Annotated in this window: 20 protein-coding genes and 3 pseudogenes; 14 read left to right on the top strand and 9 right to left on the bottom strand. The window is 43.9% G+C overall.

Going from position 1 to position 24366, the window contains the following annotated elements; translation table 11 throughout:
- The first annotated feature begins 348 nt into the window (after positions 1 to 348).
- Positions 349 to 1311: a protochlorophyllide reductase gene (locus tag IQ234_RS04875; RefSeq protein WP_193956244.1), complete on the top strand. Its 963-nt coding sequence runs from the start codon at positions 349 to 351 to the stop codon at positions 1309 to 1311.
- Positions 1312 to 2058: 747 nt separating this feature from the next.
- Entirely contained in the window at positions 2059 to 3303 is a 1245-nt protein-coding gene (locus IQ234_RS04870; protein WP_193956243.1) for an RNA-guided endonuclease InsQ/TnpB family protein, read from the top strand.
- A 182-nt stretch (positions 3304 to 3485) separates the two neighbouring features.
- Here IQ234_RS04870 and IQ234_RS21530 read toward each other — a convergent pair whose 3' ends face one another.
- The 3 genes from IQ234_RS21530 to IQ234_RS04860 form a co-directional block, all read right to left on the bottom strand.
- The gene (locus tag IQ234_RS21530) at positions 3486 to 3608 is read right to left on the bottom strand and encodes a hypothetical protein (RefSeq protein ID WP_255520648.1); all 123 of its coding nucleotides are present in this window, start codon (positions 3606 to 3608) and stop codon (positions 3486 to 3488) included.
- An 81-nt stretch (positions 3609 to 3689) separates the two neighbouring features.
- A complete protein-coding gene (locus IQ234_RS21715) occupies positions 3690 to 4178 on the bottom strand; it encodes a DUF3368 domain-containing protein (RefSeq protein ID WP_147069847.1) in 489 nt (162 codons plus the stop codon).
- 1 nt (position 4179) lies between these two features.
- Positions 4180 to 4461 (bottom strand): UPF0175 family protein, encoded by a 282-nt coding sequence (locus tag IQ234_RS04860; RefSeq protein WP_193956242.1) that lies wholly within the window; start codon positions 4459 to 4461, stop codon positions 4180 to 4182.
- A gap of 598 nt (positions 4462 to 5059) precedes the next feature.
- On the opposite strand from IQ234_RS04860, the gene IQ234_RS20970 reads away from it, so the two are divergent.
- The 4 genes and pseudogenes from IQ234_RS20970 (at position 5060) to IQ234_RS04835 (ending at position 6968) form a co-directional block, all read left to right on the top strand.
- Entirely contained in the window at positions 5060 to 5935 is an 876-nt protein-coding gene (locus IQ234_RS20970; RefSeq protein WP_228008375.1) for a hypothetical protein, read from the top strand.
- A gap of 172 nt (positions 5936 to 6107) precedes the next feature.
- Positions 6108 to 6368, top strand: coding sequence for a hypothetical protein (locus IQ234_RS04845; protein WP_193956241.1), 261 nt, complete (start codon positions 6108 to 6110; stop codon positions 6366 to 6368).
- A 5-nt stretch (positions 6369 to 6373) separates the two neighbouring features.
- Positions 6374 to 6781: pseudogene (locus IQ234_RS21710) on the top strand (type II toxin-antitoxin system VapC family toxin).
- Positions 6782 to 6824: 43 nt separating this feature from the next.
- Complete coding sequence (locus tag IQ234_RS04835) at positions 6825 to 6968, top strand: hypothetical protein (protein WP_193956240.1); 144 nt, start codon at positions 6825 to 6827, stop codon at positions 6966 to 6968.
- A 114-nt stretch (positions 6969 to 7082) separates the two neighbouring features.
- Here IQ234_RS04835 and gltS read toward each other — a convergent pair whose 3' ends face one another.
- Entirely contained in the window at positions 7083 to 8291 is a 1209-nt protein-coding gene (gltS, locus tag IQ234_RS04830; RefSeq protein ID WP_193956239.1) for a sodium/glutamate symporter, read from the bottom strand.
- Positions 8292 to 8429: 138 nt separating this feature from the next.
- The gene (gene dnaK / locus IQ234_RS04825; RefSeq protein WP_193956238.1) at positions 8430 to 10334 is read right to left on the bottom strand and encodes a molecular chaperone DnaK; all 1905 of its coding nucleotides are present in this window, start codon (positions 10332 to 10334) and stop codon (positions 8430 to 8432) included.
- A gap of 360 nt (positions 10335 to 10694) precedes the next feature.
- Between dnaK and IQ234_RS04820 the strand changes: the two genes are divergently transcribed.
- Both IQ234_RS04820 and IQ234_RS04815 read left to right on the top strand, forming a co-directional pair.
- Positions 10695 to 11876, top strand: a complete 1182-nt coding sequence (locus IQ234_RS04820; protein ID WP_193956237.1) for an RtcB family protein — start codon at positions 10695 to 10697, stop codon at positions 11874 to 11876.
- Between the two features lie 80 nt (positions 11877 to 11956).
- Positions 11957 to 12568, top strand: coding sequence for a 4Fe-4S single cluster domain-containing protein (locus IQ234_RS04815; protein WP_193956236.1), 612 nt, complete (start codon positions 11957 to 11959; stop codon positions 12566 to 12568).
- Positions 12569 to 12824: 256 nt separating this feature from the next.
- Here IQ234_RS04815 and IQ234_RS04810 read toward each other — a convergent pair whose 3' ends face one another.
- Positions 12825 to 13589 carry a YebC/PmpR family DNA-binding transcriptional regulator gene (locus IQ234_RS04810; RefSeq protein ID WP_193956235.1) on the bottom strand — a complete coding sequence of 255 codons (765 nt, stop codon included), beginning with the start codon at positions 13587 to 13589 and terminating at the stop codon, positions 12825 to 12827.
- 425 nt (positions 13590 to 14014) lie between these two features.
- Between IQ234_RS04810 and IQ234_RS04805 the strand changes: the two genes are divergently transcribed.
- The 6 genes and pseudogenes from IQ234_RS04805 (at position 14015) to IQ234_RS04780 (ending at position 20205) form a co-directional block, all read left to right on the top strand.
- Entirely contained in the window at positions 14015 to 14500 is a 486-nt protein-coding gene (locus tag IQ234_RS04805; RefSeq protein WP_110578537.1) for a pentapeptide repeat-containing protein, read from the top strand.
- Positions 14501 to 14671: 171 nt separating this feature from the next.
- On the top strand, positions 14672 to 16603 hold the full coding sequence (locus IQ234_RS04800; protein WP_193956234.1) for a transglycosylase domain-containing protein: 1932 nt from the start codon (positions 14672 to 14674) through the stop codon (positions 16601 to 16603).
- Positions 16604 to 16845: 242 nt separating this feature from the next.
- A complete protein-coding gene (locus IQ234_RS04795; protein WP_193956233.1) occupies positions 16846 to 17799 on the top strand; it encodes a DUF4365 domain-containing protein in 954 nt (317 codons plus the stop codon).
- Positions 17800 to 17892: 93 nt separating this feature from the next.
- Positions 17893 to 18336 (top strand): annotated as a pseudogene (locus tag IQ234_RS04790) (transposase family protein); the annotation flags it as partial.
- Positions 18337 to 18747: 411 nt separating this feature from the next.
- Positions 18748 to 19323 carry a Uma2 family endonuclease gene (locus IQ234_RS04785; protein WP_061431414.1) on the top strand — a complete coding sequence of 192 codons (576 nt, stop codon included), beginning with the start codon at positions 18748 to 18750 and terminating at the stop codon, positions 19321 to 19323.
- A 72-nt stretch (positions 19324 to 19395) separates the two neighbouring features.
- Complete coding sequence (locus tag IQ234_RS04780) at positions 19396 to 20205, top strand: DNA adenine methylase (RefSeq protein ID WP_193956232.1); 810 nt, start codon at positions 19396 to 19398, stop codon at positions 20203 to 20205.
- A gap of 527 nt (positions 20206 to 20732) precedes the next feature.
- On the opposite strand, the pseudogene IQ234_RS04775 reads toward IQ234_RS04780, so the two are convergent.
- The 3 genes and pseudogenes from IQ234_RS04775 to epsC all read right to left on the bottom strand — a co-directional run bounded on the left by IQ234_RS04775 (position 20733) and on the right by epsC (position 24362).
- Positions 20733 to 22401, bottom strand: a pseudogene (locus IQ234_RS04775) (family 2A encapsulin nanocompartment cargo protein cysteine desulfurase).
- Positions 22394 to 23326: a family 2A encapsulin nanocompartment shell protein gene (locus IQ234_RS04770; protein WP_193956231.1), complete on the bottom strand. Its 933-nt coding sequence runs from the start codon at positions 23324 to 23326 to the stop codon at positions 22394 to 22396. The pseudogene IQ234_RS04775 and the gene IQ234_RS04770 overlap by 8 nt, the downstream one beginning before the upstream one ends.
- 76 nt (positions 23327 to 23402) lie before the next feature.
- Entirely contained in the window at positions 23403 to 24362 is a 960-nt protein-coding gene (gene epsC / locus IQ234_RS04765; protein ID WP_193956230.1) for a serine O-acetyltransferase EpsC, read from the bottom strand.
- Between the last annotated feature and the right edge of the window lie 4 nt (positions 24363 to 24366).

The following is a 24366-nucleotide window of genomic DNA, read 5'->3' as shown; positions in this document are numbered from 1 at the left end:
GTGGGAAAGTGGGGAGTGGGGAAGTGGGGAGTGGGAAGAATAAATAAAAATAATCTCCTGACTCCTATCTCCTGACTCCTATCTCCTGACTCCTGACTCCTGACTCCTATCTCCTGACTCCTATCTCCTGACTCCTATCTCCTATCTCCTATCTCCTATCTCCTATCTCCTGACTCCTGACTCCTGACTCCTGACTCCTATCTCCTATCTCCTGATAAGTGAACACTCACTAAAATTTGAAGTTATGTAAAGGGAAGCCTGGGGTCAGGTAAGACAACCGATAAAATTTATAGTCGGAATCCCTTGGATATTCCCTAGACCAGAGCGATTAACGAAAACTATCAAAAAATGGTACAAGATCAAAAACCCACGGTGATCATTACTGGGACAACTTCTGGAGTCGGTCTCTACGCCGCTAAATCCCTTGCTCAAAGAGGTTGGTTTGTGGTTATGGCCTGTCGGGATATCCCGAAAATGGAACAGGCGGCCAAGGAATTAAACATTCCCCGGGATAACTACTGTATTGAATTTATCGACCTCGGTTCCCTCGATAGCGTCCGGCGCTTCGTCAAAAATTTCCGGGCCTTGGGCAGACCCCTAACCGCTTTAGTCTGCAATGCCGCTATCTATCTGCCTTTGCTCAAAGAACCCTTAAGAAGTCCCGACGGTTATGAATTGAGCATGGCCACCAATCATTTAGGTCATTTCCTGCTCTCAAATTTGCTCTTGGAAGACCTAAAAAATTCCCCTTCTCCCGACCGGCGTTTAGTCATTCTCGGCACTGTCACCCATAATCCCGATGAATTAGGCGGTAAAATTCCTCCTCGTCCCGATTTGGGTGATTTAGAAGGGTTTGCCAAGGGTTTCAAAGAGCCGATTACTATGGCCGACGGCAAAAAATTTGAATCGGTCAAAGCCTACAAAGATAGTAAGGTGTGTAATGTTCTCACCATGCGGGAACTGCACAAACGCTATCACGAATCCACGGGAATCACTTTTACTTCCCTCTATCCTGGTTGTGTGGCCGATACACCCCTTTTCCGCAATCATTACCCCTTTTTCCAGCAGTTTTTCCCTTGGTTCCAGAAAAATATCACCAGTGGCTATGTTTCCCAAGAATTAGCCGGGGAAAGAGTCGCCATCGTGGTGGCTGACCCCGAATACCGTCAATCCGGCGCTTACTGGAGTTGGGGCAACCGTCAGAAAAAAGAGGGTAAATCCTTTGTACAAAGGGTTTCTCCTCAAGCTCGTGACGAGGAAAGAGGCGAAAAAATGTGGGAATACAGCGCTAAATTAGTTGGATTAGCCTAATTTCTGATTTTGAGATTAAAAAGGGACACAAGGTAACTTGTGTCCTTGTGGAAACGGGGAGCGCTGGGACAGGGAGAAACAGTCCATAACTGGGTTTTTAAAGTTTGATTGGCAGTTAATGATACTACTAAAAACCGATTTGTTATTATTCCGATTTGACTGCAAGCTTTTAATGCAGGTGCGGCTTATCGAAAATTTGGGTTAAAACCCCGTCGTTTTACGACGGCTTTTCCTGATTTTTGATGTAGCACTTAAGAACTTCCAGTGGCGCACCTCTCAGTTATCAGTTATCAGTTATCAGTGGGTAAGTTATCAGTTATCAGATGTGAGTTATCAGGGTTCTTCGTTATTTGGTATGGTTCGATAGGGGAGCATAAATCGACTAAATCCTTATCTGGCAAAAGACTTAATTGATTAGTTCGCTCTAGAGCAAAAACAATTGACAAAAATCGCTAAATGCCTTTCTATATAAGGGTTACATCCCTTATAACCCCCGTCCATTGCATAACACAAACCGAAGAGCCGTTATCAGTTATCAGTGGGTAAGTTATCAGTTATCAGATGTGATTTTTTAAGTGTGCAGTATTAAATAGAATTTTCCTACTGTCTTTTTACTGTTTACTGATCACTGATTACTGATCACTGATTACTGATCACTGATTGTAGAGTGTCTTTCTTTTCGTAGATGACTTGATATAATTAGCAGACCTAGTTACAATAGAATGCAGACGCACATATTTTAACCCAATGAAAGCGAGGTATCAATACCGTATTTACCCAACAGACCAACAAAAGAGGCTTTTGTCTCAGTTGTTCGGGTGTGTGCGCGTTGTCTGGAACGATACCTTGGCTCACTGTCAAGAACTCTATCGACAAGGGGAGAAAAAGCCAAAATATACTGAGTTATCTAAAAGACTAACTCAAGTCAAAAAAACAGAAGAAAGACGGTGGTTAACTGAGGTTTCTTCTATCCCTTTACAGCAGTCTTTGAGAGACTTAGAGACTGCTTACTCTAACTTCTTTGCATCTTGCAAGGGAGAGAGAAAAGGAAGAAAAGTCAAACCTCCTAAATTTAAGAAGCGTAAATCTAAGCAATCAGCAAGATTTACTGACAATGGTTTTACCGTTAACCAGCACTGCGTTACTTTAGCGAAAATCGGCGATCTAAGAATAGTTTGGAGTCGTCCATTACCTTCTAAGCCTTCTAGTGTCACCGTGATTAAAGATGCAGCAGATCGCTATTTTCTCAGCTTTGTTGTCGAGATTCAGTCCGAAATACTTCCTAATAAAGGGGAGTCCGTGGGAATCGATCTAGGGATTGCTACTTTTGCGACTCTCTCAACAGGGGAAAAGATAGACGCACCGAAACCGTTAAAGAAACAATTAAAACGGCTAAGAAAGGCACAGAAAAACCTTTCTAGAAAACAGAAAGGAAGTAAACGACGGGAAAAAACTAGGAAACGAGTAGCTAAAATCCACGCAAAGATTAAAGACGCTCGCACTGATTTCTTGCATAAACTATCTACTAGAGTTGTTCGTGAAAATCAAACGATAATTTTAGAGGATTTAAACACATCGGGAATGGTTAAAAATCGCAAGTTATCCCGTGCTATATCAGATTTAGGATGGCGTTCTTTCCGAGATATGCTATCGGCAAAATCTGATAAATATGGGCGTAATTTTCTGATAATTTCTCGATGGGAGCCAACGTCTCAGCGATGTTCCTGTTGTGGGAATATCGGCGGTAAGAAAGCATTAAATATCCGTGAGTGGGAATGTCTTTTCTGTGGGACTTTCCATGATCGAGACGTGAACGCCGCAATTAATATCAAGGTCGCCGGTGGGCAATCGGAGACCTCAAAAAACGGACGTGGAGGAAAGTGTAAGACTTCTGTTAAAGAAGCATCATCCCGTGAAGCGTCAACCCAGCGGTCGGTCGTTCAATTAAGTTTGTTTGATCTGCCGGGAATCACCGTCCGGCCCCGGCGGTGAGGATGTCAACCAACCCACATTCCGCACCCTAGTCGTTGAAATCAAAAGTTGCTCTAGCCCTTGTATAGTAAGGCTTTTAGCGATTACTAAGAATTATGAAGTGTCACACTCTATTCAGCGATCGCCAGCTTAATGAGAGTTTCTCTCAATAATTTGGTATCAGAGCTATCAGATTTTTAGGGCTAATTGTGCATCTGCTGGGCAAACAAAGTGGTATCATGCCAAGATTTTTCGAGATTTTCAATAAAATCTACTGGGTTAATTTTCCATTGGGTCGGTTGGTCTGGTCTAATAAGATATTCCATTAAAAACTTCTCCTTTAATTAATGTTTTTAGGGTACATGAGTGATGATGTTTACGTCCCTTTATCAGCAATTATTGAATAATTACAATGATTCTTGTGCGGTAGATAAAACCTCTTGATATAGTCTTGGATTAATACGTTTACCCTGAGTAATTAACGCCTCTAAAACTTCCTGAACGCTAGTAATTAATCCTAGTTGTTTGGCGACTAATAAGATACCTAATGTACCAGTAATTTTTAGATTTCGAGATAAAGCAACTCGCCTAGCTTCTAAATCATCAATCAATAATTGATCGGCTTCTAATTCTTCAGCTAAAATCATAGCAGCACATTCACCCCAACCTAAATTAGTTATCGTTTTCAAAGTAGAGACTTTTTCTGAACTGCTAATTGTTCGTCTCTCTATCCAGTCTGCTAATTGAACTAAATTAACTGCTGGATGAGTTCCTGTTGTTACCTCATGGTAAACTTCTTGAGGAATAATAATTTTCCCGTAAATATCATGAAGTAAATTAAGTTTTCCAACTTTTGCTAATTCACTTAAAGGGGTAGTATCAGAGACAATAATCACGTTACTTTTTATATCTCTCTAAAATTTGGAGAGTCTCAGCCACTTCTTGTTGTAATTCTTCTTGGGTTTGCATAGGGAATGAACAAATATTATAGTGATCCATTAAATCAGAAAGTTTATGGCGATCTATCTCTAATAATTCTGCGACACGTCCCGCACTAATATCACCATGACGAAGTAAAGTCATAACATAGGCTTCTTTAGCTTTTTTCTCAGCTTCCAGATGATGAATTTCTGGAACTTTAGGTAAAGTTAGAGTGAATTTAATTTCTGTTGTCGTCATTTAAGATTTATTTTGAGTAGCCTATAATTATTTATAACACTTATTTACCGCGACCGATGCCGATAATAACCCCTTAACCCTACAATATCACCGCAGGTAATCCTAACCTCGATGGCGACGGTATCTCCGCCTTTACCATCAATAATAGCGGCCAAATTGCCATGGCTGACTCCGATGACAAGGCTGTAGTCATCTCTCTAACCTAACTGATCACAAAATAACTTGATTATCTGGCTAACTTGACAAAAGTTTATCAAAATATAGCCTTAGCAACATAAATCGGCTTATTCCTGGGTAAATCCTTGCAGGAGTGGCATTATACCAGATATTGTCTCTCTGCTCGATTTATTTAATAAGCTCTGCTGATGAATGAAAAAAAAAAAAAAAAACGGGACTTATGATTATTCGCCTCTACAATCTAAGCATTATCCCTAACCAGTGCTAAATTTTCTGACATCCAAGCTTGATTAATAGTTTTGGTGTCTTTAGAGGCAGTTTTCTCGACTATTCGCTTACTTATCAACTTTATCTAACTCGAACTAAGTTTCGGGTGGATTCCCTATTGACTCTGTACCATCTTTTTCACACGAGGTATATCATGGCTATCATCTACGTTAAATCTGGTGCGACTGGTAATGGTTCCGCTTGGAATAATGCTTATGGCAGTTTAGCAAGTGCGCTAACTGCGGCACTTGCTGGCGATGAGATTTGGGTGTCTGCGGGTACTTATAAACCGACGACGGGGACTGACAGGAATGCAACTTTCACCCTAAAAAATAATGTCGGGATTTATGGGGGATTTGCCGGAACAGAAACTGCTGTTGATTCGGTTTTTAGTCGAAATTATGCTAACCGAGGTAGTGGTGGCGCGGTTTTCAATAAATTGATGAAACTGTGTAAGAAAATCAGTAACGTTTTAGGCTTGATTTCTGGAGTTACCCTTGCAACTGCTGGAATGCTTCTTGTTAATTCTAATCCTGCTTCGGCTTCCCAGTTATGGAATTGGTATTTTTATGGAAGGATTCAGGGAAACATTTACGCGGGGGGCTCTGGAACTTTTACGACGGATGATGGTGACTTTAATGGCGTATACCTCATCACTGGCATAACTGGAAGTGTTTATGATGGATTCGCACGCAATATAACTTCTCTTGACTACTCAGGACAATATAAACTTCAGTCCTCACATCCTCAAACTTCAGGTTTTCGCTTCTTTACTCAAATTGGATGTTATTGTACACACTCGGTATTCTGGGATCCCAATGCAGGTACCCTTAATGAACAATATGTATTCTACAACGGAAACCCATATTATCAAGCAACGCGAGTAGCTTTTTATGCTATTAACGTCTCCCCTCCCCCACCACTCCCGCCACCGATTTCTGTTCCCGAACCTAGTAACCTTATTGGTTTTATCACTCTTAGTGGTTTAATGCTAGGCAATGCGGTTAAAAAAGCGCGGAAGTCGGGCTAGTTTTCCTCGCAGGAGGATATGGCTTTAAACGGGTGATTTCTCGGTTATTGAATCGGTAAACTTTGATTGAGGATGAATTTGGGACGTAAGCGACGGATTTTACGTCTTTGTGTTATAATTCAAAGGCAGGCTAGAATTTTAGTAAGACAACGTTAATCTCTAAGGTTTATCAATGACTCAAATATTGCTCGAAATTCCTGATGAATTAATATCTCGTTTACAAGAACAAAAATCCTCGGTTCAAGAGATTGTCATCAAAGCCTTGGAAAATTATCTTCAAACTAAATTACCAGATATTACTAAAACTCGCACTTGGGAACTTTGCGGAAGTTTAGAAATTAACCAACCTGAACCTAAATATATTATCGGACAAGATAATCATGGTCAAGTTGTTACTAACTACGCTGAAAACATTGATGAAACTCTCTATTAAAATTTGTGACTAAAGAAATTTTTGTCGATACTTCTGCTTTAATTGCTTTTTTTATTAAATCTGAAACTTATCACGAAACCGCTCAAAATTATTGCCTAGAAAATCCTCATAATGGTTGGATTATTCTAGAATCAGTATTTGATGAAACGGTTACTTAGATCCAGAGTAAGGTTTCCAGTAAAGCCTCAATTCAAGTAGGTCAAATACTAAGAGAAGATCATCATTATATTAATCTATCAGATAGTGACGATCTGGCAACATGGGAGGCTTTCTGTAAATACAATGATAAAAAATGGAGTTACACAGATTGTTCTATTTTAGTTATGGCTCATCGCTTGCAAATATTCGAGGTATTCGCTTTTGATGATCATATTCGTCAAATGGCAGGATTAGGAATTATTTGTGTACCATAAACCAATAAAAATACAACCTCGCTAATGTTAACCCCGTTCCCTTATGGGAGCATTCTTGAGACGACTAGCACTTAACGCTCTTAACCAAGAATCGAGTTACCGACGTAGTCTGGCACAAAAAAGTAAACGGGCGGCCATGGATAATAACAATATGATAGCTGTGCTGAAAGCCTTTTGTCAAGCCTAATTGAAATGCTCTTACCCTGGCTGTATTATTCCGATTTGACTGCAAGCTTTCGCCAATCTTGTCGAAAAAGATTAGTCAACTTTCCTCAATAATTACTTGATTTGGCGAAAATTTTTAAGTAAGAAAATTCAAAAATTGCTGGATGATAAAAGCATTAAACAAATCAATAAAAAATGCCCCCACCAAAGGAACAATAATAAATGCCTGGGGAGAAGCCCCAAAATGTTCCGTCACCGCCGTCATATTGGCGATCGCTGTGGGAGTTGCCCCTAGAGTTAAACCCAAATAACCGGCGCAAACTACTGAGGCATGATAGTTTTTTCCCATTAAGGGAAAGACCAGTAAAACAGTATAAATAATACTGAGTGAGAACTGCACTAATAACAGGATAGCAATCGGTCCGGCCAAATCAATCAATGTCCATAATTGTAAACTCATCAAGGACATAGATAGGAACAAACCGAGACTAACATCAGAAATTAAGGCTAAAGAGGGCGTATTAGCAGGCCAACGAAAGCGTTTCAATAGCAAAGGTACGGTATTAGTCAGGATAATTCCTGCCAATAAACAGCTGACAAAATCTGGTAATTTTAAACCGAGGGTAGTTACCCAGTAGTTAATCTGAATACCCAAACCGATAGTTAAACTAATCACCAAGATTGAATGGAGCATTGTATTGTAATCGATATTGACATTTCTCTGGCTTTGTTTAATTCCCACTGTTAAATCTTGATCTTGATTATTGGCTCGCAGTCGATTTTTCGTAATTAACCATCGAGCCACCGGTCCGCCGATAATTCCCCCTAAAACTAGCCCAAAAGTAGCACTAGCTACACCGATTTCTGCTGCTTTGACGATGTCATAATTATCACGAAAAATAGGAGCCCAAGCAATGGCAGTCCCGTGACCCCCACTCAAAGAAACGGAACCAGCAATCAAACCGATGGGTAAATCCAATCCCATCACTTTTGCCACTCCTAGACCGGCTAAATTTTGTAGAATGAGATAAACCACGGCAGTTATCAATAAAATTAGCAAGGGTTTCCCCCCTTGCAGCAGGGTTTTTAGTTTTGAGGACAGACCGATAGTAGTAAAAAAAACGATTAACAGGGCATCCCGAACATTAAGGGTAAATTCAATTTGCCATTTAAAAACAGCAAAAAATAGACCGAAAAATAAGGAAGCCAAGACACCACCAGCAACGGCATCAGGAATGTTATGGTATTGTAGAAATTTGATATTTTTGGTTAAATACTTACCGAGATAGAGGACTAGAATAGCAATAATAATTGTCTGGCGTTCGCTAAATTGGTAAATTTCCATTTTCTTAATCTTAGTCCTCCAAGATGGTTCACTTAAGTTTAGTCCTAATTTTCGGTGACAGACTTATCTTTAAGAAAGCTGCAACAAAAAAAGGACACAAGTTACCTTGTGTCCTTCCCGAAGCTAAGAACTTAATTTTTATTTAGCGTCGGAGAATTCCGCATCGATGACATCATCGCCACCACCAGCACCACCAGAGGGGCCATTGTCATCATTGCCACCGGGGGGATTGCTAGAGGCTCCTTGCTGATACACACTGCTGCCGATCGCGTAGAGGGCTTGTTGTAATTCCGGTAGGATGGTTTTGATCTTACCATCATCGTCTTGAGCGATCGCTTCTTTCAGGTCTTTAATCAACCCTTGGGCTTTATTTTTCTCAGATGGAGGAACCTTATCGCCTAACTCTTCCAACTGCTTCTCAGCTTGATAAACCAAGGAATCAGCTTGATTTTTGCGTTCAATACGTTCGCGACGTTCCTTATCCACCGAGGCGTTCGATTCTGCCTCATTTACCATGCGTTCCACTTCATTTTGGGGCAAGGTAGAAGCGCCGGTGATGCTGATCGATTGTTCTTTTCCTGTACCTTTATCCTTAGCGGTGACATTGAGAATACCGTTAGCATCGATGTCGAAAACCACTTCGATTTGAGGCACACCACGAGGAGCGGGAGGGATGCCATCGAGTCGGAAAGTTCCCAAACTCTTGTTATCTTTGGCCATTTCCCGTTCCCCTTGCAGGACGTGGATTTCCACGTTAGTTTGTCCATCCACTGCTGTGGAGAAAACTTCCGATTTTTTGGTGGGAATAGTGGTGTTGCGGGTAATAATCCGCGTCATCACACCGCCGAGGGTTTCCACACCCAAAGACAGGGGCGAAACATCAAGCAGAAGAATATCTTTGACTTCACCGGCGAGAACACCACCTTGAATGGCAGCACCGACGGCTACCACTTCATCGGGGTTAACGCTTTGGTTAGGATCTTTGCCCAGAACTTTTTTAACTAATTCCTGGACGGCGGGAATCCGGGTTGAACCACCGACGAGAACCACTTCATCGAGGGCAGATTTATCGATTTTGGCATCACGGATGGCATTTTCGACGGGAATCCGACAGCGATCGATTAAATCGGCGCAAATTTCCTCAAATTTAGCTCTAGTTAAAGTGGTATCTAGGTGTTTTGGTCCTTCGGCGGTAGCGGTGATGAAGGGCAGGTTAATTTCCGCTTGGGTAACGCTAGAAAGTTCAATTTTGGCTTTTTCTGCCGCTTCTGTGAGACGTTGCAGGGCTTGTTTATCTTGACGGAGATCTATTCCTTCAACTTTTTTGAATTCTCCGGCTAGATAATCAACGATTTTTTTATCGAAGTCATCACCACCGAGATGAGTATCTCCAGAGGTGGCGAGAACTTCAAAAACACCATCACCCACTTCTAGAACCGATACGTCAAAGGTTCCCCCACCCAAGTCAAAAACGAGAATGGTTTCGTTAGCTTTTTTGTCTAATCCGTAGGCAAGAGAAGCGGCGGTGGGTTCGTTGATAATGCGGAGAACTTCAACCCCAGCAATTCTCCCGGCATCTTTGGTGGCTTGACGTTGGGAGTCATTAAAATAAGCGGGTACGGTGATGACTGCTTGGGTAACGGTTTCGCCGAGGTATTTACTGGCATCTTCCACCAGTTTCCGCAGTACCTGGGCGGAAATTTCTTCGGGGGCGAATTGTTTGCCCTGGGCGGGACAGTCTAATTTAACGTTGCCGTTGCCGTCCTGGAGAGTTTTGTAGGATACTTCTGTGGCTTCGTTGGTGACTTCGTTGAATTTCCGGCCGATGAAGCGTTTGACGGAATAAAAGGTATTTTGCGGGTTCATTACCGCTTGACGTTTGGCGATTTGTCCTACTAAGCGATCGCCACTTTTGGCGTAGGCGACGACTGAGGGCGTGGTTCTAAACCCTTCGGCGTTGGCGATAACGGTGGGTTTACCCCCTTCCATAACCGCGACGCAGGAGTTAGTCGTCCCTAAGTCAATTCCAACTACTTTTCCCATAATCTTTGTGCTGCTCCGATACAACTTATAGTGACTTCTAGAATCGGAACTGTACTCGGTTTTTAGGCGATACCCACCCCTATCAGTTCCTTCGTTATCTCTATAGTGCAAAATAACCCCGCTTTCTCGATAGTGTAGGTATCCGAACCTTTTTGGTAGTATTGCAGTAGTCGGTAAACCTGCGGTGAAAGTGAAAAATTCTCCCGGGGGGCAGTCAGAGCGAGTAATTTAGATAGTCAACAGCTTATCCTCTGGTGCTAAAACACGATCGCCGATAACAATTTATCTAAATTTATCGCAGAATCTCAATTGCGTTATTTTGGTTGTATCGGCTTTTTATTTGATTATTTCATAAAAAATATGACTTACGAAACTCTGGAACTTTCCACCCCGACACCGATTTTATCTTGGGCTGGCCATGAATTGGGACCACAAGAAACCCAAATGGCCAAAAATGTCGCTTCCCTACCTTTTGTTTATAAACACATTTCTTTAATGCCAGATGTTCATTTGGGTAAAGGTGCCTTAGTCGGTTCGGTGATTGCCACCAAAGATGCCGTAATTCCTGCCGCTGTCGGAGTCGATATCGGTTGCGGCATGGCTGCCCTAAAAATGCCTTTCACTGGTGAACAATTGCAGGGAAAACTCAAAAAAATTCGCCTCGATGTGGAAGAAAATATTCCCGTCGGTTTTGCTGAAAATAAAGAAGTAGATCGGGAAGTGACCAAATGGCCAAAATGGGCGGAATTTAAACAGATTCATCGAGGGGTACAAAACCTAGAGAAAAAAGCCCTTAAACAAATGGGTTCTCTGGGGGGTGGTAATCACTTTATCGAAATTTGTTTAGATACAGAAAATCAAGTTTGGTTAATGCTCCATTCCGGTTCTAGAGGTATTGGTAATCAACTGGCCCAATGTCATATTAATACCGCCAAAGAGTTAGCCAAACTAGCAGAATGTAAATTACCCGACCTCGATCTGGCCTACTTTGTCGCCGGTACAGAAGAATTTACCGCCTACTGGCATGACTTACAATGGGCCCAGGAATATGCCCGTTATAATCGGGAAATTATGATGGCTAGATTTAAACGCATTGTTGAAAAACATCTAGCGGGAGGCAAACCAACTAAACCCGTCTTAGTAGTTAATTGTCATCACAATTATGCCGAAAAGGAAATTCATTTTGGGGAGGAGGTTTATGTCACCCGCAAAGGAGCCGTCCGCGCCAGAGAAACCGATTATGGTATTATCCCCGGTTCCATGGGAGCGCAATCTTATATTGTTAAAGGCAAAGGAGAACATAATAGCTTCTGTTCCTGTTCCCACGGGGCTGGGCGCTTGATGTCGAGAAATCTGGCTAAAAAAACCTTTACTCTTGATGATTTAATCGCCCAAACCCAAGGGGTTGAATGCCGCAAAGATGAGGGGGTTATTGATGAGATTCCGGGGGCCTATAAACCGATCCAACAGGTGATGAATCAACAGGCGGATCTAGTGGAAATTGTCGCCACTCTCAAGCAGGTGATGTGTGTCAAAGGTTAAAAATCATGGCCAGAGCGATCGATTTTTGTCGTTTTTTCTCTAGCATGAAAAAGATAGGAATCGATCGAGGATTATAAGCGATGAGTCTGACTATTGCTGCCGAATTAGCACAAATTCCCGCCCATCATCTCAATATCATGGGCTATGTGGATGAATCCGCTGTTAACGGTCCCGGTTGTCGGGCCGTGGTCTGGGTACAGGGTTGTTCTCGCGAGTGTCGGGGTTGTTTTAATCAAGCTTCCTGGTCCTTCGAGATCAATCAATTAATTACTGTTGAGTCTCTAGCTGCCAAAATTTTGGCTAATCCCCGCAATAGCGGCCTAACTTTCTCCGGGGGTGAACCTTTTTGGCAAGCAAAAGCCTTGACAGAATTAGCTAAATATGTTAAGGAAAAAGGCTTAAATGTGATGTCCTTCACGGGATTTACGATCGAACAATTGCGCTCAACCCAAGCACCGCCCCACTCTCAAGAATTATTGGCCCAGTTAGATATTTTGGTGGATGGGGCCTATATGGAATCCCTCGCTATTCATTCCTCCGATTCTCCCGTTTCTTCTAGCAATCAACGGATTCACCTCCTCAATCCCGCTCTGGAAGATCAGATTAATTGGGCATCGGATCAAGTAGAAATTCATATTCTCAAAGACGGAACCCGAATTTTTACGGGATTTTGGGGACAGATTATCTCTTGATCAGGCCCAGAATCAGTAATCAGTGATCAGTAAGGGACTTGCGTGGGAATAATATCCCAATCGATCGGAGGGCGCAAGCTTTGCGCCCCTACAGTAACGGATTTTGTTCACAATGTAGGGGCGAACTGCGTTCGCCCAAAAGGTACATTATCAAAGCGCAAGTCCCTAATCAAGATTGTCCAACTACTTACTCTCACTTCATAACCCTCACTGAAAACTCAAATCTGATCAGTGATCACTGCCTAGGAATTTAGGATCACAGATCCCCTAACATCAATTCCTCGACTAAATCAAAATTAGCCGTTACCGATTGCACATCATCAAGGGATTCTAGGGTGTCGATTAACTTGAATAAAAAACGGGCCTGGTCTCGATCGCTTACTTCTAGGGTATTAGTGGGAATCCAGCGTAATTCTGCTTCTTTGACCTTAAATCCCGCTGCTTGCAGAACCTTATTCAATCTCTCCAGGTTAGACACCTCAGTAAAAACTTCTGCTCCTTGACCTTCCTCCTCGCTGTCAAAAAACTCGTAGGATTGGGCCTGGCCCTCTAGGGAAGCTTCTAAAAGCTGATCCTCATCAATAGTTCCCTCAAGGCGAATTACCCCCTTATGGTCAAACATCCAGCCCACACAGCCCGTTTCACCTAAATTACCGCCATTTTTGCTAAAAGCCGCCCGCAGATCCGCCGCCGTGCGATTGCGATTATCGGTCAGTGCTTCGATCAGGATCGCCACACCCCCGGGACCATAACCCTCGTAGCGAATTTCCTCAAAAGCTGAGTCATTTTCCCAAGTTCCCGCCCCTTTAGCGATCGCTCTTTCGATATTGTCATTAGGAATACCGGCCGCCTTGGCTTTTTCGATCGCCGTGCGTAGCTGAAAATTGCCCGCCGGATCGGGAACACCGTTACGCGTAGCCACGATAATGGCCCGGGATAACTGGGTGAAAGTTTGCCCTTTTTTGGCATCAACCCGGGCTTTTTGTCGTTTAATATTTGCCCATTTACTATGACCAGCCATATCTATCTAAGATATCCAACATCAAAAATCTAGCAGATCGATCGCTCTTGGTAAATCCGGGGATAATTGTCAACGAGTGCCGGGTAATAGACCTCTTGTGAAAACTAAAAATTGTTGTTAGGGTTAGGAGTCAGTAGCCAGTAGCCAGTAGCCAGGAGCCGGTCGTCAGGAGCCGGTCGTCAGGAGAATTAAGAATGAATAATAATTAAATAAATGGTCTATTTACAGATTTTAGGCAGTTTAATTCTTATTTTTGCCGTTTTTGAACCATCAAAAATTAATTATGCAAGAGGTCTAATGATAATAAATCCTGTGCAGAAACTATAGGGGGGCGGCCAGTTCGAGCATTTGTACTAAAATTCCCGATATGCGGTTTAAATCCAGTACAGCTTATTATAGAAAAGGTTGATTGATCAGGTGGCAATATGGCGCAATTTTCTCGCAAAACTCTACTAACCTTGTTTGCTAGTATATTAGTATTATTATCTTTCTTGGCTCCAGCCCAAGCGCTAAGTTATAATAACCGTAATTTGACCGATAACGACTTTGCGGGGCAGGATTTGCGCGATTCCACCTTCGATCACTCTAATCTGCGCGGTAGTAACTTCAGTCATGCCAATCTGGAAGGAGTGCGCTTTTTTTCTGCCAACTTGGAGGGGGCCGACTTTAGCGATGCCAATATGAGAAACGTGGATTTAGAATCGGCCCGTTTAACCAGAGCCAACTTTACCAATGCCGTTCTCGAAGGAGCTTTTGCCACTAACATTTTAATCAAAGGTGCAATTATCGACGGGGCCGATTTTACCGATGCAATTATTCGCTCTGATGTGGAAAAATATCTTTGTGAGATAGCCACAGGAACTAACCCCATAACTGGCAGAAATACCCGCGATACCCTGTTTTGTCCCTGATATGTAACTATGCTGCTCCTAATCCCCCTGCCATGGCCGATCGAAACTAGAGCCAGATCGGCCATAATTGCTGTAAGCTAGTATTCGATTTTTTAACAAAACCTTTAGAATAGACTTTCAAGCCAGTTCGATCGATCAGTACCCTCTTGGAAAAAGGAAATTGTAACCATCGTGTCCACCAGTACCCTCGGCAATCAAGATAAAGAGCAGCAGTCCAGTAGTTCCCCCGATAGCTTTTTCCAAGGAGTCTCCAGAGTCGCAGGGGGAACCGCTCTCGGCCTTTTGATGGTATCCACGGCCGTGGTGACGGGGGCTGTGGTAGGATTAGCGATTAGTTACCGCAATCTACCCGATGTGAGGATTTTACGCGGTTACGTTCCCACAGAAACCAGTTATATCTACGATGTTAAAGGCAGACCCCTGACCGGCTTACACGGGGAAGCGAATCGGGAAGTGGTGGAACTCGATCAAATCTCTCCCAATCTAAAACGCGCAGTGATGGCGATCGAAGATAGCCATTTTTATCACCATCGTGGTATTAATCCTAATAGTATCGGTCGGGCAGTAGTCGCTAACTGGAAAAGTGGCGGTGTGGTGGAAGGTGCATCTACCATCACCATGCAGTTAGTCAAAAATATCTTTCTTTCCCATGCTCGCACCGTTAGCCGTAAATTAGCCGAAGCAGTCCTAGCAGTACGAGTAGAACAGGTTTTTAGCAAAAATGACATTCTGGAAATGTACCTCAATAATATCTATTGGGGTCATAATAATTATGGAGTCCAAACCGCCGCTAAAAGTTATTTTAATAAACCCGCCTCCGAGTTAAATTTAGCAGAATCGGCGATGATGGCCGGATTAATCCAAGCGCCGGAAGTTTATAGTCCTTTTAATAATTATAAAACCGCCAAGGAAAGACAGGCACTGGTTCTCAGTCGGATGCGTAGCTTAGGTTGGATTACCCCCGCACAGGAGGAGGCCGCTTTAAAGGAACCGCTGAAACTGGGTAAACCCACCGCTTGGCAAGAAAGTAAATTACCCTACGTTACCGATGCAGTGGTGGCAGAATTGCGGCAAAAATTTGGCAAAGAAACCCTAACTAAAGGGGGAATGCGGATTCAAACCACAATCGATCTCGACTTTCAAAACATGGCCGAGTCCACCATTCAAAAGGCCTATAATAGCTTGCGTGGTCGCGGTATTCGCACCAAAGACCTACAAATTTCTCTAGTTGCGGTGGATCCGCGCACCCATTTCGTCAAGGCGCTCGTTGGTGGCGTTGATTACAATAAAAGTCAATTAAACCGGGCCATTCAATCCCGTCGTCAACCGGGGTCAGCTTTTAAACCTTTCGTTTATTATACTGCCTTCGCTAGTGGTCGTTTTACCCCCGAAACGGTGGTTAATGATGCTCCCGTCCGTTTTCGCGAGGCCGGCGGCTTCTATAGCCCAAAAAACTACGGTGGCGGCTTTTCTGGTCCGGTTTCCCTGCGTAGCGCTCTGATGCAGTCTCTGAATATTCCCGCGGTTATTCTTGGTCGTCGTGTCGGGTTGAATAAAGTCATTGAAGTCTGTCGTCTGCTGGGTTTCGAGAGTCCTTTAATTGCCGTCACCTCTTTACCTTTGGGATCCGTAGATGTGACCCCTCTGGAAATGGCGGGGGCCTACGCTACTTTTGCCAGTAATGGCTGGCATTCCGAGCCTACCTTTATCATGCGTGTTACTGATAGCCGGGGTAACGTCATGCTCGATAATACACCCAAACCGAAGCTAGTTTTAGACCCCTGGGCTACCGCTTCCCTCAATTCTGTCCTACAGGGAGTTATTCAGGGGGGAACAGCTACTTCGGCCCAAATCGGTCGTCCGGCAGCGGGAAAAACCGGTACTACCGATAACGAGAAAAATGTCTGGTTTGTCGGTTATGTTCCCCAATTAGCCACCGCAGTGTGGATTGGAGATGACCGAAACCGCACTTTAGGTAAAGGTATCACCGGTGGTGGTTTTGCCGCTCCCATTTGGCGCGATTTCATGGCACAAGCGCTGAAGAATGAACGGGTAGAATATTTTCCCTCTCCCTCCAAATTCCGCAAACCAACGGTTAAGTAGATGGTTAATCTAATTGGTTATGCTGGCGAACATTTTCGTGAAATAGTATGAACTTTGTTAGTCGTTGATCGCCATTGGAAGTACAATGAAGTTGTCAGTCCAATCACCCTAAATCGTGATTTTAGACGGAAACTGTCAGTCTAATAAATAGTTAGGCTGCTAAATCAGCATTGATGTTCATTACCTGCCGTCCCTCTCAATTGAAGCTGAGTTAAAATTGTAGGAAAATCTCAAGTGCCACAATGACCAGGTTACCTAAACGTACTAATTCTCAAAAGATCGGTGTCACTGCTGCCGATCTACTCAGTTCTTTTTTTGTTGAATTCTGCAACGTTATTCCTGTCCCTCAAGAGAGAGATTTAGGTATCGACTTCATTTGTGAAATTATGCAGGGGGGACACCCAACTGGAAAGTTGTTTAATATTCAATGTAAAGGGAAAGAAGAAGCCAAATTAGAAAGTAATTTAATTACAGTTCCCATTAAAGTTGCAACCCTCAATTATTGGTTACTTCAACCAAATCCAACATTCCTGATTGTCGTTGATTGTCAAAACAGTTGTTTCTATTGGTCTTTTCCGCAGGATTTTCTCCGTTCACATAATAAAAATTGGCAGGAACAACAAACAGTCTCAATTCCAGTTCCTATCCAAAATCAGTTTGAGAAAGCTATAAACATATTACCTAGCCAAATTGTTTCAATAGTTAATTCACACGCCACTGTTGCTTCTAAAAACGGTGATTATCTCGGAACATTGACACTTGGAGATGCCATAAATAGAGCAGCTATTGATTATGGCTTATATGTGCTGAGTTCACCCTTCCATCGCCCTTTTCAGTATATGGGGATGTCTATCGCAGATGCGGCAAGGGCAGTTGGCGGTAAACCCAATAAAGTAGGCAACATTATCATTGACTCCGAGCAAGCTAATATGCTGTTAGAGGCAGAAGGAAATTTTATTAATTATGTAGATATTGAACTAAAAAAAACTGCACCTTGGAGTCAGATCCGACCGTTCGATTCTGAGGTGATTTTAGGAATACTTAGTATTAACCCATCTGAGCTAGAACTAGCTCGTACACAAACACACTTCCACACTTATTACGACCACAAGAGAAAGTTAAAGATCAGTGTATCTTGTCAGTATGATGGCGCACCACTATCTGTAGGATTTAGCAGCAAGTATTATGGGACATAAAATAAATAACCTGTTTTGTTGCATTTCGTCCCAACTAATTAGTAGGTTCTATGTGAGCATGGTATAATGGCAATACAGAACCGGAGGTGAGTTATGTGGATAAATTTTGATCAACTCCTCGATTTACCAAATGTAACAGTGGTCAATTATCAAAAAATTGATCAGACAATTTTCCTAAAGCTTGCTCTTTTAAATGAAACAATTGAATGTCCGAATTGCCATCAAATCTTGGACAGAATCAATCAGACAGAGTATAATCTAGTCAGAGATTTATCAATATTAGGCAATCCGGTATATTTAGAAGTGCCACGCCGCCAGTTTCATTGTCAAAAGTGCCAAAAGTATATTGGCGAAAGATTGAGTTTTATGAGATTAAGACAGCATCATACAATCCGCTATGAATCGATGATTTATGAGAGAGTAAAAAATTCTAGTATCGAAGAAATAAGTCGAGAAGAAGGGTTAGGATTGGAAGAAGTTGGGTTAATATTTAATCACTTTGCTAAAGAACTAGAAAAGAAAGAGTGGGAAGCGCCATAACCAAGGTGAGAGCATCTGAAAAGCTATTGACAATTGGCCAATTTTGTGATCTCTGTGGGTATTTCCAGTGATACCAGTCAGTCAGAATAGTGGTTCTTCGGTTTGTGTTATGCAATGGACTGGGGTTATAAGAGATGTAACCCTTATTTAGAAAGGCATTTGGCGATTTTTGTCAATTGTTTTTAATCTAGAGCGAACTCATCAATTAAGTCTCTTGCCAGAGAAGGATTTAGTCAATTTATGCCCCCCTATCGAACCATAACAAGTAACGAAGAGCCAGAATAGTTAAGAAATCGACCCATTTGATTGAGATGGCCAATTCTCCTCAAATATACCTGAATCGTCGGTAAGCAACCCAGATAAAGTTCATTTATAATAAAGTCACAAAAAAAACCTTTGCTTGAACCGATGACGACTTCCTTGACTGAGAGTCTCACCCTTGAAGATTTCCTCAAATTGCCATATTTGGAGGATTCTCCAGCATGGGAATACTTGCATGGAGTCGCAATTCAGAAACCCATGCCTAAGACTCGACACTCTATCCTGCAAAAACGTCTTTTAGCTGCGGTTGACAGCCACACTGTTGATTATACAGCCTTACCTGAGTTGCGATGTACCTTCGGCGAGCGTTCGATCGTTCCTGATGTGGCGGTAATTGCATGGAATCGAATTAACCTCAATCAAGCAGGTGAACCAGAGGACGACTTTAGGGAAGCACCTGATTGGACTATCGAAATTCTTTCACCGGATCAAAAGGTAAACCGTGTAATTGACAACATTCTACACTGTTTAAAACATGGCAGTAAATTAGGATGGATGCTTGATCCAGATGATTATTCTGTTTTAATGTTTACTCCCCAACAAGAGCCGGAAGTTTGCAGAGGGGATCACCAGCTTAAGGTAATTGCAGGGGTTCAGTTGACACTGACTCCACAACAAATCTTTGCCTGGTTAAAAGTTAGTCAAGCTAGACAAAGTAAGTAGAAGTCTGGGGAGAAACACGAGGACTAACTTGGTCGTTAGAAGAAATTCAATAACAAACGGATTTAGTATAAAATGTCAAAAATTAAAAGTCCCTTGCGTTATCCGGGGGGGAAATCCCGGGCGATTAAGCAAATTCTGCCGCAAATTCCTGTGAATATTAGGGAATATCGAGAACCTTTTTTTGGTGGTGGTTCAGTGTTTTTTGCTGTTAAACAACTCTTTGAGCAACAAATAAAAACCTATTGGATTAATGACTTAAATTATGATTTGTATTGTTTCTGGCAATGCGCTCAAGAAAATATTGAGTTATTGGTAGCAAAAATAACAGAAATTAAACAGAAATATGATAGCGGACGAGAATTATTTCAAGATTTGACAAGGGAAGATTTAAAGTTAACCGACTTTGAGAAAGCAGTGCGTTTTTTTATCTTAAATCGGATTACTTTTTCGGGAACAGTCGATTCGGGGGGGTATTCTCAAGCGGCTTTTACCAGTAGATTTACTGATTCATCAATGGCTAGATTAACTCAAATTGCGCCGTTATTAGCATCGGTAAAAATTACTAATCAAGACTACGAAGAATTATTATTTGCTGAGGGAAAAGAAGTTTTTATCTTTCTCGATCCCCCCTACTATACTGCCACAAAATCCCGTTTGTACGGTGTAAGAGGTAATTTACATACCAGCTTCGATCATCAACGTTTTGCCGATAATATGCGTCAATGTCAGGCTAAATGGTTAATTACCTACGATGATTGTCCAGAGATACGAAAACTCTTTAATTTTGCCCATATTATCGAGTGGAATCTTCAGTATGGCATGAATAATTATAAACAAGGAGCGGCAGCATCTGGTAGAGAATTAATGATCAAAAATTATTAGTGCCAGATTGTAGTTGAGTATTTATCAGCCTTCCTAGGAAAGTCAGACAAATCCGTTTTTAATAAGATAATTAGGGTCTGCTGAAAAAGTTTTTCCTGGGGGTAGGAGTCAGGAGTCAGGAGTCAGGAGTCAGGAGTCAGTAGCCGGTCGTTTCAGGCTTTGTTGCCCTTGTTTTTTGTACCAAGCGATGTACTACAAGAAGGATAATGCAAGGTTTTTGAAAGTCCCAATCCTATTTTCGCAGCATGAACATCGGACTTTAACAGGTCAAAAGCCTTATTTTAAAAGGGTTTTACCATTATTCAGCAAGCCCTAATTAACTCCCAATCCAACTTGAAAAACCCGCTCTCCACCCTCCTATACATTTTAAATAGGTGGCAGTTTATAGCGGTGTGCAGTCGTATGAGGTACAGTGTCACGAGCTATAAACCATGCTAGGCAAAGCTTGGTTTGTATCTCACTCAAGCGCTTACCGCTATAGGGGAACTGGAATAGGTGTACAAGCTGCCCCACCCATGACCGTCAGTTTATTGGTGTTGCAGACGTTCCAACGCGGCCACCAGCGCATCCACTTCGGCCTTAGTATTGTAGAAAGCCAAGGAAGGGCGCACCGTTGCCTCTAGACCAAAGCGTCGCAGAATGGGTTGAGCGCAGTGATGGCCTGCCCGCACGGCAATCCCTTCCCGATTCAGGGCCTGTCCAATCACTTCCACATCAAATCCCTCCAGCACAAAGGAAAGCACGGCAGCCTTATCGGCTGCCGTCCCAATCAAACGCAAGCCCGGGATGGTTGTCAGTCCCGCAGTGGCGTACTCCAGAAGTTCATGCTCGTAATTGGCAATGGTGGTCAAACCAATCTGCTGAACATAATCCAAGGCCGTCCCTAAGCCAACGGCATCGGCAATATTGCCCGTTCCGGCCTCAAAACGAGTGGGAGCCGCCTGATACACGGTGCGCTCAAACGTCACATCCACGATCATGTTGCCGCCGCTTTGCCAGGGAACCGTGGCATTCAACAGGTCTTCTTGACCATAAAGTACCCCGATCCCTGTGGGACCAAAGACTTTATGTCCGGAAAAGACGAACCAATCACACCCTAATTGTTGAACATCGATCGGAATGTGGGAAACCGATTGAGCGCCATCTAACAAGACTTTGGCCCCGACCCGATGGGCTAAGTCAATGATTTGTTTAGCCGGGGTAATGGTTCCCAAGGCATTGGAAACATGGGAAAAAGCCACCAGTTTTGTGCGGGAGTTGAGTAATTGTTGGTACTCTGCCAGTAAAATCTGCCCGTGGTCATCGACGGGGACAACCCGCAATTTTGCTCCCGTTTGGGCGGCTAGTTGCTGCCAAGGCACAATATTGGCATGGTGTTCTAGATGGGTGAGGACAATCTCATCCCCCGCTTGTAGGGTTTGTTGTCCCCAGCTTTTTGCCACCAGATTAATGCCTTCCGTTGTTCCCCGCACGAAAATGATTTCGTTGACAGAGGAGGCATTGAGAAAACGGCGTACCGTTTCTCTGGCCGCTTCGTAAGCATCCGGGTCGCGAGCCGCTAATTCATGGGCGGCACGATGCACATTGGAATTTTCATGGCTGTAGAAATGAACGAGGCGATCGATGACTGCTTGGGGCTTTTGAGTTGTTGCGGCATTGTCGAACCAGATCAAGGGTTTGCCATTCACCCGTTCTTGCAGGATGGGAAAATCCAGGCGAATGGTATCAACATCAAAGAAGCTAGGTCGTTGAACGCTTCGCCCGCTTGCCTGGGGGACAAAAAGGGGATCGATCGCTGGGACTTGAACAAGCTGGCCCGGTTTGGCCACTACCGCCGGAAGGTCGGGGATTTTTGTTTCTAACTCTTCGATGAAGTAGAAAGAGGGGGTGGCTAAGGGTACAGTAAAGGGTTTACCCTGAGCTACGTCGAAGGGAACTGTAGGCCGTTCGCCCACAGCAGCCGGGGAGGTGGCTGCCGTGGATGGCACCAGATCATCCCGGTCTGTACTCAACCCCTTGGCCCGCGACGCTCCAAGGTCGTGCCGTTGTAGTTCTTGAATTATCGTCTGGGCGAGATGCTCAAGAAGATCAGGTTGGAATAAGGGTTTAAGAGAAATGTTCTCGACCTCAGTTAGGGCAGTGGTGGGCGGGGAATTCCCCCCCGCCTTTTCACCGGATCAGTTCAGGGTTAGTCATAGTCGTAGATGTGGTATTGGTTGACATCAACGTTCTCCAGTACGGCCGCCGCGTCGTCGGTCAACACTGCCAACGAACAGTAGAGGGAGACCAGGTAAGAGGAGATCGCCTTGCGACTAATCCCCATAAATCGCACCGACAAGCCAACTCCCTGTTGACCGGGTAAATTGGGCTGATAAAGACCGACTACCCCTTGACGGCTTTCTCCTACCCGCAATAACAAAATATTGGTTTTGCCTTGCTCATTCACGGCCAACTTATCGGAAGGAATCAAAGGCACGCCCCGCCAAGTAATAAACTGAGACCCGAATAATGACACCGTAGCAGGGGGTACACCCCGTCGGGTTGCTTCTCGGCCAAAGGCGGCGATCGCTTTAGGATGGGCGAGGAAAAATGCCGGTTCCTTCCACACCTTGACCAGCAACTCATCCAAATCGTCCGGCGTGGGCGCACCATTGCGAGGTTGTACTTTCTGGGAATCAACAATATTGTTCAGCAATCCATACTCATGGTTGTTGATCAACTCATTTTCTTGACGTTCCTTCAGGGTTTCGATCGTCAGCCGCAATTGTTCATGGATCTGATCGTGGGGACTGCTGTAGAGATCGGACACGCGAGTGTGAACATCCAGTACCGTATTCACCGCACTCAAGAAATACTCCCGGGGGGTCTCTTCGTAATCCACAAAGGTTTCGGGCAGCTCCCGCTCGTCTCGTTCAGAGCAGGCCACCTCAACCCGGGAAGCATCCCTGACTTTATTGAGACGATAAATCCCCGCCTCAACGGGTAGCCAATGCAAGAGGCGAACGAACCACCGGGGTGAAATGGTCAATAACTGAGGAACGGTCTTCGTGGCATTGGCTAACTGCCGAGCGGCAGCATCTCCCAAAGCCAGTTGCAATTCATGATCTTGGCTATACGTCATCGAGTTAAATCCTCCAATTTAAGAAAAAGTAACAAAGCGACTGTCATGGCCGAACATTTACAGCCCGGACAGCCCCTCAAATTCCAGAGCCGTCATCAAACATTTCCTGTCGTAGTTGCGCCTGGGAGATAAAACCCCCCGGCGGCACACTGCGGGTTAACCAAACATTTCCACCGATGGTGGCACCCCGACCGATAGTTACCCGACCGAGAATCGTTGCACCTGAGTAAATCACCACATCATCTTCAATAATCGGATGACGGGCTTGACCTTTGATTAAACTGCCCGATTCGTCCCGGGGAAAACTTTTCGCCCCGAGCGTGACCGCTTGGTAAAGGCGCACGCGGTCGCCAATCACCGTGGTGGCCCCAATCACCACCCCCGTCCCATGATCGATAAAGAAACTATTGCCAATCGAGGCGCCGGGGTGAATGTCAATCCCCGTTAAGGAATGACCAATTTCACTGATAATCCGCGCCAACAGGGGCGATTCCAACCGATACAGGGCATGGGCAATGCGGTGATAAGTGATGGCCGTTACTCCGGGATAACAAAACAACACTTCATCTAAATTTCTGGCCGCCGGATCACCTCGATAGGCCGCCGTGATATCGGTTTCCAGTAGAGCTTTCAGATGGGGTAATTGAGTGGCAAAGGCTTGTACCGTCCCTTGGGCGTGTGTCTCAATCTGGTCTGCCTCTAAGTGCAACTGTGACCCCAGCAACCACTGTTCGCGACAAACCTGATGATGCAGCAGTTGCAAGACTTCATTGAGGGTATGACCGATAAAATAGCGGCTGGATGTTTCGCCTAAATCGGGATTGCCAAAGTGATAGGGAAAAAGAACGGCACGCAGTCGATCAACAATCCGAAATAAGGCCTCACGGGAGGGCAAGGGGAAATGGTTTCGTGATTGATACCAACTGTGGAACGACTCGCCACGAGGTTTGGACAATTGAGCGATAATCTCATCGAGATCCAAGGACAGGGTCGGTTGGGAGAGAGCGCTGGAACTGCTCGGATACTTGCTCGTCATGGGA

It is taken from the genome of Microcystis aeruginosa LEGE 91341 (assembly GCF_015206885.1).
Classification (GTDB): Bacteria; Cyanobacteriota; Cyanobacteriia; order Cyanobacteriales; family Microcystaceae; genus Microcystis; species Microcystis aeruginosa_H.
This window is presented reverse-complemented; position numbering and strand designations above follow the sequence as displayed.

Excerpts from the sequence above, each read along its gene's own strand:
- IQ234_RS04770 (WP_193956231.1), bottom strand. The coding sequence starts at position 23,326 with ATGACGTATAGCCAAGATCATGAATTGCAACTGGCTTTGGGAGATGCT.
- IQ234_RS04805 (WP_110578537.1), top strand. The coding sequence starts at position 14,015 with ATGGCGCAATTTTCTCGCAAAACTCTACTAACCTTGTTTGCTAGTATA.
- IQ234_RS04835 (WP_193956240.1), top strand. The coding sequence starts at position 6,825 with ATGGGAGCATTCTTGAGACGACTAGCACTTAACGCTCTTAACCAAGAA.
- IQ234_RS04785 (WP_061431414.1), top strand. The coding sequence starts at position 18,748 with ATGACGACTTCCTTGACTGAGAGTCTCACCCTTGAAGATTTCCTCAAA.
- IQ234_RS21530 (WP_255520648.1), bottom strand. The coding sequence starts at position 3,608 with ATGGAATATCTTATTAGACCAGACCAACCGACCCAATGGAAAATTAAC.
- IQ234_RS04870 (WP_193956243.1), top strand. The coding sequence starts at position 2,059 with ATGAAAGCGAGGTATCAATACCGTATTTACCCAACAGACCAACAAAAG.
- IQ234_RS04845 (WP_193956241.1), top strand. The coding sequence starts at position 6,108 with ATGACTCAAATATTGCTCGAAATTCCTGATGAATTAATATCTCGTTTA.
- gltS (WP_193956239.1), bottom strand. The coding sequence starts at position 8,291 with ATGGAAATTTACCAATTTAGCGAACGCCAGACAATTATTATTGCTATT.
- IQ234_RS04795 (WP_193956233.1), top strand. The coding sequence starts at position 16,846 with ATGACCAGGTTACCTAAACGTACTAATTCTCAAAAGATCGGTGTCACT.
- dnaK (WP_193956238.1), bottom strand. The coding sequence starts at position 10,334 with ATGGGAAAAGTAGTTGGAATTGACTTAGGGACGACTAACTCCTGCGTC.
- IQ234_RS04820 (WP_193956237.1), top strand. The coding sequence starts at position 10,695 with ATGACTTACGAAACTCTGGAACTTTCCACCCCGACACCGATTTTATCT.
- IQ234_RS04780 (WP_193956232.1), top strand. The coding sequence starts at position 19,396 with ATGTCAAAAATTAAAAGTCCCTTGCGTTATCCGGGGGGGAAATCCCGG.
- epsC (WP_193956230.1), bottom strand. The coding sequence starts at position 24,362 with ATGACGAGCAAGTATCCGAGCAGTTCCAGCGCTCTCTCCCAACCGACC.
- IQ234_RS04810 (WP_193956235.1), bottom strand. The coding sequence starts at position 13,589 with ATGGCTGGTCATAGTAAATGGGCAAATATTAAACGACAAAAAGCCCGG.
- IQ234_RS04860 (WP_193956242.1), bottom strand. The coding sequence starts at position 4,461 with ATGACGACAACAGAAATTAAATTCACTCTAACTTTACCTAAAGTTCCA.
- IQ234_RS20970 (WP_228008375.1), top strand. The coding sequence starts at position 5,060 with ATGGCTATCATCTACGTTAAATCTGGTGCGACTGGTAATGGTTCCGCT.
- IQ234_RS04815 (WP_193956236.1), top strand. The coding sequence starts at position 11,957 with ATGAGTCTGACTATTGCTGCCGAATTAGCACAAATTCCCGCCCATCAT.
- IQ234_RS04875 (WP_193956244.1), top strand. The coding sequence starts at position 349 with ATGGTACAAGATCAAAAACCCACGGTGATCATTACTGGGACAACTTCT.